Consider the following 11844-nt stretch of genomic DNA (forward strand, 5'->3'; position numbering starts at 1 on the left):
GCGCCCGGGTGATGCCGTCGATCGCCGATTTCGAGGCACAATAGGCCGAGTAGCCGGCTGGATGGCCGAGCTTGCCGCGCGCCGAGGACATCAGCACAATCTTGCCGCCGCGACCCTGAGCCAGCATTTGCTTGCCGGCGGCCCGCGCCATCAGCCAGGACTGGGTGACATTGGCATCCATCACATCGAGAAATCGTTCGGGCGCCATGTCGACGATCTTGGCGACATCGTTCTTGCCCGAGGCAACCACGAGAATGTCGAGGCCGCCAAAAGCCTCGACCGTCTGGGCGACGATGTCCGCGCAGGCGGCCTCGTCGGTCGGGCGCGCGGCGATGGTCAAAACCTCGGCGCCGAGCGCGCGCCCCGTCGATGCGGTTTCGGCCAGTGCCTCGGCGTTGCCGGCGACGGCGGCGACCTTCGCGCCGGCGCCGGCCAGCACCTGCACAGCCAGCGCGCCGAAGGCACCCGACGCGCCGGTCACGACGGCGACCTTGCCGCGGATATCGAACAGCGACAGCGGATCCTTGAGGAATTCGGCGGAGGCGGTCATGGCTTCGCTCCCGGCGGATAGGGTATGACGACCAGCATGGTGCAGACGTCGTTGCGCCGGTTGACGATCTGGCGCACCTCGTTGGGCGCGATGGTGCAACTGTCGTAGCGGCCGAGCACGGTCTCGTGGCCGTCGACGATCACGGTCATCTCGCCGTCGAGCACCACATAGACTTTCTCGAAGGGAGTGGAGTCGGGGCCGGCGCCACCGCCCGGCAGAAATTGCGAGAGGCCGATCCATTGGTTGGTCGGGCCCCCCGGCTCGAAACCTTGGAGGCGCAGCCCCACCACGCCGTAATGGTTTGGCGCATCGTAGGGTTTGGCTTCCGCAAAGCGCTTGACGTGCATCAGAATGCCTCGCCTTTTTCGATCCGATAGGCCTGCTTCGGATCGGTGATGGCGACGAGGCGGATGATACAGCCGTCGCCGCGGTCCCAATTCCATGGGAAGAAGGCGAAGGTGCAGCGCTTGCCGGTGACCTCTTCGAGGTCGCCGCCGACATTTTCGATGCCGAGGATGCCGTGCTTGAAGAGCTTGTTGTGCACCGGCTCCCATTCCGGAAAGTCTTCGGACCAGTCGCGTCCGTTGGACCAGATGCGATATTCTTCCTTGAGGTGCGGCAGCAGGGGACCGTTGCGATGCGCGCCGATGGCGGTGGCGAGCGGGTGGTCGTTGGCCTGCGTGTCATGGCCGAGCACCTTGACGTGCTTGTCGACCATCCAGTCTGCGGCGGAGGGCACCAGACCCGGGCAGTAGGCGAAGTAGTCGCCATCCTCATAGATCTTGTGCCAGCCGGTGTTGATGATCAGCACGTCGTGCGGGCGGATGGCGTGCCCGCAGGCTTTCTCCAGGTCGTCCGCGGTGATCGATTCCCACTTCTTCTTCGGGATCGAGACCACGATGCCTGAGCCGAAGAAGTGCGGCAATGGCACCTCGTCGATGAACGGAGTGCCCTGCACCACGTGGGCCGGCGCGTCGATATGGGTGGTGGAATGCATCGAGGTCGTAATGCGCTGCGACAGCACACCCGACTTGGCCATGTAGTGGATGCGCTCGATCTTGACGTCTTCGAAATAGGGCCAGTTCGGACACTGGAAGCCCCAGCGATGCGAGAGGTTGGTAAACCTCAGGCCCATGGCATTGTCGGTGTTGCTCTGAAAATCGATGCCCCGAATCTTGACCGACATGCGCATCCTCCCTTTAGAAACCGGTTTTCCTTGGAGCAATCCGCACAATCCCGCTTGCCCCATGTTGCGATACACATGTATCATATCGTGGAAAAGGTCAACCGCAATTCGAAGCACCCCCGTCACGAGCGGACGAAGCTGATGTGTGGCAGCCCGATGCATGGCGCCAACCCGGGCATGCCGCGTCGCCCTGCATGTCGCGCTGGGCTAGAGTGTCTTGCTACGAGATTCCGATCGTGTGATCGGTCCAATCGGAGGACAGTAGACTGATGTCGAAAGCCGCAGCACGGGCGTTGAAAGCAACATCGTCCGCAGCGCCACCGTCTGATGAGCGTGGCAGCAATGGGATTCAGGTACTGGCGCGTGCCGGCAGCATTCTGCGCACCCTGGAGAGCCACCCGAACGGCTTGAGTCTCGGACAGATCGCGAAATCCGTGGGGCTAGCCCGCTCGACCGTGCAGCGGATCGTGGCGGCGTTGACCGCACAGGACTTCGTCACGTCGAGTGGGCCTGGGCAGGTGAGGATCGGCATGGGTCTGTTGCGGATCGCAGCTTCGGTGGGCGCTAACTCCAGCGAGATCGTTCGGCCGCACTTGATGACGCTAGGCGAGGAGGTGGGAGAGACGGTCGACCTCTCGGTTCTCTCCGGCGGCTCAGTCGTGTTTGTCGATCAGGTACCAGGCCGCCGCCGGCTGACTGCGTTATCCGCGGTCGGCGAGCGCTTTCCACTCCATTGCACGGCGAATGGCAAGGCGGTGCTGTCTTGCTTCTCGCCGGAAGAGAGCGAGGAACTGATCGAGAAGAGCTTGGCCGAGCATCCCGACTATTCGCTTGCCAGTCGCAAGCGTCTGATCGATGAGCTCAACGACATCCGCCGCACCCATCTCGCCTATGATCTGGAAGAGCATGGCGCCGGAATAAGTGCGATCGGTACCGCAGTGATCGATCATTTCGGTCGTCCGGTCGCAGTCTCGATTCCAGTGCCGACGCAGCGCTTTCTGGAAAACCGGGATGGCCTGGCCGAAAAGCTGCTTGGGTTCCGGCGGCGGGTGGAAGGCATTCTGTCCCGCTGAGCGGGTAGAGCGGTCCCCTTGCGGTGCTAACCGCAATACGATACAAATGAACCGTATTGCAGTACTATGCCGGATGTCCGAGAGACAAGCGGGTGGCGCACCGAGGCGAATAAGCTCCGGGCGCAGTCGGGAGGGAGAAGCGCAATGGTTACACGTCGTTCGGTCCTGCTTGGGGCCATTTCTGGCGCGGCGATCGGGGGGCTTGGCATAGCGTCGGCCAGGGCGGAGCCGATCAGCCTCAAAGTCTCGCATTATCTCCCGCCTAACCACACGTTCCACCGCGAACTGACCAAGTGGGGCGAGAGCCTGAGCGAGCAGTCGCAAGGCCGGTTGACGCTCAACATCTTCCCGGCCTCGCAGCTAGGGCCGGTCAACCGGCAATTCGATCTGGTGCGCAACGGGGTCGTGGACATCGCGGTCGGCTTGCACGGCGCGACCCCAGGCCGCTTCCCGATGACCGATCTCATCTCGCTGCCCTATTTGGCGCCGAAGGCGGGCAGCAACAGTGCGGTGACGTCGCACCGTCTCACGGAATTGGCGCCGACCTATCTCTTCGCCGAACATCCGGGCATGAAGATCCTGTGGATGGCGGTGACCAATCCGCTGATGTTCCATACCAGCAAACGTCCCATCACCAAGCTTGAAGATTTCAACGGATTGCGGGTGCGCTACGCCGGTGAGCAGTTCGCGCAGATCATTCCACTGCTCGGCGCTACGCCGCTTGCGGTGCCGCCGGCGGAGACCGCGGACAGTCTCTCCAAAGGCATCATCGATGCCGCGACCTTCCCGTACGAGGCCTGCCAGAGCTTCGATCTCGGTACCGCGATCAAATATTCGCTGGAGCCGGGCGTGAGCACTGCGACTTTCGCGGTGGCCATGAATCCGAATAAGTTCAAGGCACTGCCGGCCGATCTGCAGCAGATGATCGAGCAGACCACCGGGCCTGCAATGGCCGAGCGCTTCGGCGCCGCCTTCGATGCCAGCGAGAAGGCGGGTCGCGCCTATATGCTCGAGAAGGGCGTGCAGATTTCGCAGCTTGCCGATGCCGAGCTTTCCCGCGTCAAGGAGATTCTCGTGCCGCTCCTAGACAAGGCGCTCGCCAATCTGGAGAAGTCCGGAAAACCGGTGAAGGCTTTCCTTGACGCCTACACGGCTTGAAGCGGACATCGAAGCAGCGGCCGTGCCGGCCGTGACTTACAAAGGAAGCCACCATGGCCGTTCCGCCGCTGGAAAATTTTGCCGAGCGCCTGAAGACCGCACAGGTCCGGCTCGCCATGATCGCGCTCGTCGTCATGATGCTCACGACCTGTGTGGACGTCACCTTGCGCTTTCTCTTCAACCGCCCGATCCGCGGCGCTTATGACATCGTCGAGGCCTGCCTCGTCGTGTTCGTCTTTCACGGCATGTCGGCGAGTTTCTTTGCCCGCAAGAACATCGTGATCGACGTCATCGATTCATTGGTCAGTCCGCGCCTCGAGCGCGTCCTCGTACGGCTCTCCGACATCGTCTCGGTCGCTCTTCTGGTTCTTGTCACAGCCGCGATGATTGCTCCCGCCTTGCAGGCCCATGATTACGGCGACCGCAAGCTGGAGCTGGGCCTGCAGCTCTGGGTGCTCTGGGTTTTCGCCATCGTTGGATTGATCGGGACGGTGCTGTGCGCGCTCGGTCCCTTGTTCCGGCCGGTGCCGGCCTCGCGCAGGATAGCTCATGCCGAAAGCGAGAATAGCACATGAGCGTCCAGTGGATCGGCGCGATCGGTGTTCTCGCACTGTTTGCGTTGTTGTTCTTTCGCATCCCGGTCTGGGCGGCGCTCATCATCGTCGGCCTGTCCGGCAATACCGTCATCAACGGTTGGGCCGCTGCCTTCACGACCCTGGGCACGACACCGTTCGACGTCGCCAATTCCTATCCGCTGTCGGTGATTCCGCTGTTCATCCTGATGGGTGACGTCGCCTCGAGCACGCGGCTGTCGGCCGATCTGTTCAATGCGGCCCGCCTCTTGCTGTCGGGCGTGCGCGGTGGATTGGCCGTTGCGGCGATCGGAGCATCGGCCTGCTTCGGCGCGGTGTGCGGCTCTTCGATCGCAACCGCTGCCACGATGTCGCGGATCGCGCTGCCCGAGATGCGCAAGGCGGGCTATGACGACGGTCTTGCCGCAGGCGCGATCGCGGCGGGCGGCTCGATCGGCATCCTGGTGCCGCCTTCGATCATCTTGGTGATTTACGGCGCCATTGCCGAGCAGTCGGTGCCGAAGCTGTTCGCGGCCGCGCTGTTCCCGGCGATCATCCTCACGGTGTCCTATGTCGCGCTGGCGCTGCTCGCCTCGCAGCTGAACCCGAAGCTCGCTCCGCTTGGCAAGCCGGTCAGTTGGCGCGAGCGACTTGGCGCGCTGCGCCAACCCTGGCAGTTCGTCCTGCTGTTCACGCTGACGATTGGCGGCATCTATGGCGGTATCTTCAGCCCGACGGAGGCCGCAGCGCTCGGCGCCTTCGGGGCCATCCTGCTCGGCGTGATCGGCCGCAGGCTGTCGCCGGCGCAGCTGTTTCAGGCCGTGGAGGGCGCGGTGTCGACCTCGGCACTGCTGTTCGCAATCATCATCGGCGCTACCTATTTCGCAATCTTCGTCGTTCAGACCGAGCTGCCGCAGCTGCTCGCCGCCACCGCCAGGTCGCTGCATCTGCCGGGCCTTGCGGTGATGGGCATCATCATCGTCGCCTATGTCGTGATCGGATGCTTCCTGGAGGGAATCGGAATGGTGCTGATCACCGTGCCGGTGTTCCTGCCGCTGGTGAAGCAGTATGGCTATGATCCCGTCTGGTTCTCGATCATCGTGGTCATCGTCGTCGAGCTGGGCCTCATCCATCCGCCGGTCGGCATGAACCTCTTTGTGATTCAGGCCCAGGTCCCGGACATTCGGCTCGGCAGCATCTATCGCGGCATCCTGCCGTTTCTGATCGCGCCGTTCGTGCTGCTGGCGCTGCTTTTAATTTTCCCACAGCTGGCGCTGTGGCTGCCCAAGGCGCTTTATGGCTGACGATCGGCTGGAAATTCTCGTCATCACCCAGGATGTGCCCACCGTGGCGGACCGGATCGGGCAGGCGTGCCCCGCCGTCCGGGTCCATGCCGCAGAAAGCGCAGCGGCGCTGCTCGACCGTGCGGGGCAGGCCCGTGCCGTGATGGGGCTTGCGCAGGCGATCACGCCGGAGGTGGTCGCTGCGATGCCGCGCCTGCAATGGATCCAGGCCTTTACCACCGGCATCGACCCTCTGCTGAGCTTGGAGCTCCCCGAAACCGTCATGATCACCTCGGCGCGCGGCATTCACGGCCCGCAGATGTCGGAGATGGCGTTCTTGCACATGCTGGCGCTGGCGCGCGATCTGCCCCGGATAGTCGGCAATCAGCAGCAACAAAGCTGGCAGCGTTGGCCGCAGCGGTTGCTGCTGGGCAAGACTGTGGTTGTGGCGGGCATCGGCGCCATCAGCGAGGAACTCGCGCGCCGTTGCAAGGCATTCGGAATGCACACCGTCGGAATCAGCGATGCCCGCAGTTCGGCGGATAGCTTCGACGAGATTCGGCCGCGCCGCGATCTGATTGCTTCGGCGGCGGAAGCCGATTTCCTGATCGTGCTCACAGCCTATACGCCGCAAACGCACCATCTGATCAACGCCGATGTGTTGGATGCGCTGCGCCCGGACGCCTTTCTGATTAATCTCGCGCGTGGTCCGGTGGTGAATGAAGCGGCACTCGTCGGCCGCCTTCAATCGAGGCGGCTCGGCGGTGCTGGTCTCGATGTGTTCGATCGCGAGCCGCTTGCCGCCGACAGCCCGCTATGGCGTCTCGACAACGTGCTGATCACGCCACATCTAGGCGGCATGAGCGATTGCTACGACGAGCAGCTGTTGCCGCTCGTTCTGGACAATCTGCGCGCCTTTGCCGCGGGACAATACGATCAGATGCACAATCGGCTTTCGCTGGCTGAAATCGGAGTCAAAGCATGACGGCAAACGAGAGAATTCCCGTTCGTATCAGCAATCAGGAGCTGGAGCGGCGCTGGACGGCGCTGCGCAGGCTGATGAGGGCACGAGAGATCGATGCACTGATTGTCCAGGCGACCAATGATTGGCTCGGCGGAAACGTGAAATGGCTCACCGATATCCCCGCCAACAATGGCTATCCGCGCACGCTGCTGTTCTATGCCGACGACTTCATGACCGTGGTGCAAATGGGGATTTTCGATGGTCGCCGAACGCTGAAAGGCGATGATCCGATCCACCGCGGCGTGGGCACCATCCTGACCACGCCGTCGTTTCCGTCGATCGGCTACAGCGTGCGTTACGACGCGGAGTTGGCGCTAACCGACCTGCGTGAGCATGCGGTGCGCCGGGTCGGCTTTGCAAACGGCACCGGCTTTCTCGCCGGCTTCAGCGATGTGCTGCGGGAGGGCCTTGGCAATGTCGAGATCGTCGACATGACGGAGGAGCTCGATGCGCTGAAGGCGATCAAGAGCCCAGAGGAGCAGGATCTGATCCGGCGAACCGCGGCGCTGCAGGACGAGGTTTTCGCCCACGTCTGCACCGTCATCCGGCCCGGTCTGCGCGACATCGACGTCACCTCCGCCGCGCAGATGCAGGCGCAACGGCTCGGCAGCGAGCAGGGCATCTTGCTCGGCGCGTCTGCGCAGGTGGGCGTGCGTTCGCCCTTCATGGGGCGTCACTTCCAGGGACGCTCATTGTCGTCGGGCGACCATCTGTCTCTACTCGTCGAGGTGAACGGTCCCGGCGGCTTCTTCTGCGAGATCGCCCGCACGCTCGTGCTGGGGAAAGCATCCGCCGAGCTGCATGATGGTTTCGCGGCAGTGAAAGCTGCGCAAGAGCACACGCTGTCGCGGCTTAAGCCTGGGGCGAGCGCGCGCGATATCGCGGCCGCCCATGATGACTACATGACCGCGCGCGGCCTGCCGCCCGAGACTCGGCTCTATGCGCACAGTCAAGGCTACGACATGGTGGAGCGGCCCCTGATCCGGCGCGACGAAACCATGACCATCAGTCCGGGCATGCACTTGGCCGTTCATCCCGGCTACGAGACCGAGACACTGTTCGCAGTGATATGTGACAACTACCTGGTCGGTGAAGATGGGCCCGGACCATGCCTGCACCGAACCGAGAAGAAGATCTTCGAGCTGTGAGAGGAGATGCTGGCCGGCATCGCGTGATCGTCAGCGATGCTTTGGCAGGACCATTGCACTATGGGGCCCCCGCTTCTCAAGAACCATGTTCTGCAAAGCGCACGGCCTGAGCAGGCGCTTTGGCTCGACTCAGAATCCGAACCTATGGCGGTCCATATTTTGTATATTGGATTTTCTGACGACGTCGCGGTCAAGCTCTCTTCCGACGAATCAAGATCACATTGGAGAGGAATGTCCGGAGCGTCATCTGGTCGGCAGCGTGGCGACGATTGGCGGCATGATCGCCGGCTTCAATTCATCCGCACGTCAGTTCGTTCCTATCCAGATCGAATGCGGGAGGTCGCCCTGCCGCGGCCGCCCAACGCGAACGACGCGTTCAAGATACGACAGAGCCTTCGTACGCGTGCGAACGCGCTCGTTCGATCTGTGGAACCCGTATGCGTCAGCAGGACGAAGCTGACGAGATCCTCGCAGGCATCGCGTGAAGCGTGAAAGCGTTTGCGTATTGCGCTCGAATGAACGAGCGGGACTGTAATTCTACAGGCATTGTCGTTAAGGCCGCTCTGGCAGATGAACGGCAGACAAAGGTTACGAATTGAGGGGACGTACCATGCGGATCAGTCGGCTTTTCGCCGCATCAATGCTTTCTGTTACGGCATTGGCGGTTGTTCTGGGCGGGGAAGTTCTTGTCCCGCAAGCTCAGAAATATCTCAGCAAATCGGAGGCGATCAGGAACGTCGAGGCCTTCGGCGCGGTTCTTGCCGTCTCTCAGCGTGTGGTCGGTAGCCGTGCTCCCTATATCACCGCCCTGTTTCAGGATGACTCCGCGACGCAGGCCCAACGCGACGCGATGGCAAGAATGGCCCAGGCGGACGAGGTGGTGATCGCCAAGGCGCGCGTCACGGTCGCTGTGCTCGATGGTGAAGGCATGATTCTGGATGGATTGAATCATGCACTGGACAAGTTTTCCGATATCGAGCCGTTGCCGTCTTACACTTGATCGGCCGGTCGATTTCGTCGCCCCGCGAGTTTTGCAAACGGCTCAGAAGTGCCCGGAAATGGCCGGATCCAAATGGAGGGTGATTGCAAAATCTGGTGAGGGACTTCAATGGCTTTGGCCCGAAAGCCGTTGTGCTGGCCTTAACGCAGGGAAGGTTCGCGTCGTTCGGCCAATCATTCGACGATGAAGCGGGAACTGAAGGGCAGGCTGGCCGCGCCGACTGCCTTGGGTGACGGCGTGATGTTGCCTGCAACTGCCCTGACGCCGGTCTGCGCCTCTAGCTTGCGACATATGTCCCCGCAGATCTCGGGCGGCGCATACGACGACAGGACAACGGTCTCGAACTCGACGAATTGGCTTACCGATTCGAGTGATTGGGCCATTTGATCGATCAGCCGTCCTTCCCAGGCGATCAAAAGATCCCCGTAGTCCGGCCATGAGCCGGTGCGCTCCCACAGCGGCTCCAACGGCTGGCGGTGCTTGGCGAGTTCCTTCTCCAGCGCGGCCATACCGACGTCAAAGCTAAGAGGGGAATTGCCGTTGTAGATTTGATGATTCAACACAAGGCGACCATGCAGATTTGCGCCAAGGTAGAAGTACATGTAATCGGAAAGTGGCTTGGCGACACCGAACATGCTTTCGCCACTGACGGCAGCGGTAATGTCATTCTGGACGAAGACGGAGACGCCGAGGTGCTCCTCAATTTCGATTTGTAGAGCATTGAAGTAGCCCTCTTGGTCGCGTCCACTCGAGAAACTGTAAGGTAGCGCGAGACCAACACCGGCAAGGCGTTCTCGTGCCTTCTTGGGCAGCATTGAGATCGCTTTGCGAATGGTGTTCAGAAACTCAGAATGATTGGTGGAACGGTTGACCTTCGGATTTGCGAGCATCGTGTGGAAGCGAACCTTACCAACAAAGTCGATCAGCACAACGTCGGTACGCCGATTGCCGACGCTAATACCGATCGAGAATGCACCCTCGGAATTCAGGACGATCGGGACGGTAGGCGGCCCAACACGTCCCTTCTGTGCCTCCCCCTTGGCGACAAGGCCCTCCTGTTCCAACGAGCGCACCAGGACGGACACGGTTTGAGCTGAAAGACCTGTCCGTTCCCCTATTTCCAATCGCGTGGTCGACTGGTTCTGCAGCAGCAGAGACAGGACCAGACGCTCATTATAGCTGCGCACGCTCGTCGCGTTCAGGCCTGACGCGCGGTCGGCAATACGAAGCGGATTCGGCGGCGCGAAGCGCATATCAGGCATGGCGGTCGCCTCCGCGCCGGAAAGAGCGGCACGCCCGAACGCAGGTGAACGAAGCGGCAAGTAGACAAATCATTTCCAGCCGATCAACTCCACTTCCCGCGCCAGAGCAATCCCGAGCTTTTCGTGTGCATCGCGGTTAATATGGAAGCCGTCCAGTGTATCGCAAGCGACCACCGAGTCGGAATCGAAGAAGTGCACCTCCTGTGAATCGGCCATGATCTCGAGTTGCAGGGCGAGCTCACGCGATTTCTGCGGCGCGTCCCGAAATATCCCCGCCCAAGCTTTGATGTCATCGAGCATTGGCGGCGGCGAGACGATGAGGATTTCCGGCACGTGACCGCCTGGTCCGGGCGCCAGTTCCTTGATGTCGTGGATCAGGCAGCCGATACCCATCGCGACCTCGGAGGGCGGTTGGTGGAAGCGGGTCTTCAGGTCGTTAGTCCCCAACATCATGATAACCAGGTCGAGCGGCGCGTGGCTCATGAGGCACGGGCGCAGGTAGGTCCTGCCATTCTTGCCGGGGCCTTCAATGGGATCGTCGTGGACGGTTGTCCTGCCGCTGAGGCCTTCCTCGATCACGCGCCAATCATTGCCCAGTTCTCGATCGAGCACGCCCGGCCAGCGTTCATGGAACGCGTAGCGGTCGAGCGTCAGGCCGCCAGGAATCTGGCCGTGTGTATTCGAATCTCCGTAGCACAGGACGGTGCGCATCGTAGGACAATAGGCTCACCAAACGAAATTCATAGCTAGGGTTGCGAGGCATTTGGACACATTCATGCATCGTCGATGCCTTCTTCCAAGGTAGATATTCATTCATTCTGAATAATTATTGACAAGGAGTCGCCGTCGTGTTCCTGATGAACGTCGGGGGACGTTCCAGGAGAGGCGGCTAGCGGGGTGAAGTTGCATTGCGCAATTGCTCCCTGCCTCCGGCCCCGGGGACGCCGATCTACCCAAGAGAGGCAAAGTGAGACCTCGCTCAAGGAGGAACCTTATGAATTTCAGGAACATAGCCGCGCCAACAATGCTCGTTCTCTGGTCTGGTTTGTCAGGCCCATCGCTTGCACAAGACTTTTACTCGCCAATGGCGGAAGTGGTGCCAACGGCGGGGGATAACCCGGTGGTTCAAGCCGGCAAGTACAAGAAGCCCTGCGGATGGAAGATCGGCATGAGCCATTTCGGGGTCAACGCAAACACATGGACGGTCCAAGTCGCCCATGAAGCGCAGGCTGCCGCAGACCGCGAGAAGTGCATCAATAAATTCATTCTGCTTGATGCCAACTTCGACCAGAAGAAGCAGGTTGCTGACATCGAAGACCTGATCGCCCAGGGCGTGGACGCTCTCATCGTTCAGCCAGTGACGGCGACTTCGGCCGATGCGGAGATTGAAAAGGCCGCCGCAGCCGGCATTCCGATTGTTGTTCACACCGGGCTAGTAGGGACGAAGGCCTTCACCACTGAAATCCGGGCCGGTGGCGTCTATTTTGGTAAAGTCATGGGCGATTGGCTGGTCAAGACGGTCGGCGACAATGGAAAGATCTGGGCGCTCCGCGGTCTCGCCGGCCACCCGGAAGACACCAACCGTTAC

General features: G+C 61.4%; 13 protein-coding genes. 8 read left to right on the forward strand and 5 right to left on the reverse strand.

Annotation, left to right across the window (positions count from 1 at the left end; genetic code table 11):
• From JOZ76_RS10405 to JOZ76_RS10415, 3 genes are all read right to left on the reverse strand, one after another.
• On the reverse strand, window positions 1-550 hold a 550-nt coding region (locus tag JOZ76_RS10405), incomplete at its 3' end, for an SDR family NAD(P)-dependent oxidoreductase (RefSeq protein ID WP_291698545.1).
• Window positions 547-897, reverse strand: a complete 351-nt coding sequence (locus JOZ76_RS10410) for a cupin domain-containing protein (RefSeq protein ID WP_291698546.1) — start codon at window positions 895-897, stop codon at window positions 547-549. The genes JOZ76_RS10410 and JOZ76_RS10405, both read right to left, overlap by 4 nt.
• Window positions 897-1736, reverse strand: a complete 840-nt coding sequence (locus JOZ76_RS10415) for a cyclase family protein (protein ID WP_291698547.1) — start codon at window positions 1734-1736, stop codon at window positions 897-899. The genes JOZ76_RS10410 and JOZ76_RS10415 overlap by 1 nt, the downstream gene beginning before the upstream one ends.
• 269 nt (window positions 1737-2005) lie before the next feature.
• Here JOZ76_RS10415 and JOZ76_RS10420 point away from each other — a divergent pair, with 269 nt between their 5' ends.
• The 7 genes from JOZ76_RS10420 (at window position 2006) to JOZ76_RS10450 (ending at window position 8994) form a co-directional block, all read left to right on the forward strand.
• Window positions 2006-2809: an IclR family transcriptional regulator gene (locus JOZ76_RS10420; protein WP_291698548.1), complete on the forward strand. Its 804-nt coding sequence runs from the start codon at window positions 2006-2008 to the stop codon at window positions 2807-2809.
• A gap of 144 nt (window positions 2810-2953) precedes the next feature.
• Window positions 2954-3967 carry a TRAP transporter substrate-binding protein gene (locus JOZ76_RS10425; RefSeq protein WP_291698549.1) on the forward strand — a complete coding sequence of 338 codons (1014 nt, stop codon included), beginning with the start codon at window positions 2954-2956 and terminating at the stop codon, window positions 3965-3967.
• A gap of 53 nt (window positions 3968-4020) precedes the next feature.
• A complete protein-coding gene (locus tag JOZ76_RS10430) occupies window positions 4021-4542 on the forward strand; it encodes a TRAP transporter small permease (RefSeq protein ID WP_291698550.1) in 522 nt (173 codons plus the stop codon).
• Window positions 4539-5843 (forward strand): TRAP transporter large permease, encoded by a 1305-nt coding sequence (locus JOZ76_RS10435; RefSeq protein WP_291698551.1) that lies wholly within the window; start codon window positions 4539-4541, stop codon window positions 5841-5843. The genes JOZ76_RS10430 and JOZ76_RS10435 overlap by 4 nt, the downstream gene beginning before the upstream one ends.
• Complete coding sequence (locus tag JOZ76_RS10440) at window positions 5836-6807, forward strand: D-2-hydroxyacid dehydrogenase (RefSeq protein WP_291698552.1); 972 nt, start codon at window positions 5836-5838, stop codon at window positions 6805-6807. The genes JOZ76_RS10435 and JOZ76_RS10440 overlap by 8 nt, the downstream gene beginning before the upstream one ends.
• On the forward strand, window positions 6804-7994 hold the full coding sequence (locus tag JOZ76_RS10445; protein ID WP_291698553.1) for a M24 family metallopeptidase: 1191 nt from the start codon (window positions 6804-6806) through the stop codon (window positions 7992-7994). The genes JOZ76_RS10440 and JOZ76_RS10445 overlap by 4 nt, the downstream gene beginning before the upstream one ends.
• A gap of 610 nt (window positions 7995-8604) precedes the next feature.
• Window positions 8605-8994, forward strand: a complete 390-nt coding sequence (locus JOZ76_RS10450; RefSeq protein ID WP_291698554.1) for a hypothetical protein — start codon at window positions 8605-8607, stop codon at window positions 8992-8994.
• Window positions 8995-9167: 173 nt separating this feature from the next.
• Here the strand turns inward: JOZ76_RS10450 and JOZ76_RS10455 are convergent, their stop codons facing one another.
• Entirely contained in the window at window positions 9168-10256 is a 1089-nt protein-coding gene (locus tag JOZ76_RS10455; protein ID WP_291698555.1) for an ROK family transcriptional regulator, read from the reverse strand.
• Window positions 10257-10325: 69 nt separating this feature from the next.
• A complete protein-coding gene (locus JOZ76_RS10460; RefSeq protein ID WP_291698556.1) occupies window positions 10326-10967 on the reverse strand; it encodes an SGNH/GDSL hydrolase family protein in 642 nt (213 codons plus the stop codon).
• A 283-nt stretch (window positions 10968-11250) separates the two neighbouring features.
• Between JOZ76_RS10460 and JOZ76_RS10465 the strand changes: the two genes are divergently transcribed.
• Window positions 11251-11844, forward strand: a 594-nt coding sequence (locus JOZ76_RS10465; RefSeq protein WP_291698557.1) for a substrate-binding domain-containing protein, incomplete at its 3' end; no start/stop codon positions are given.

It is taken from the genome of Bradyrhizobium sp. (assembly GCF_019244115.1).
Classification (GTDB): Bacteria; Pseudomonadota; Alphaproteobacteria; order Rhizobiales; family Xanthobacteraceae; genus Bradyrhizobium.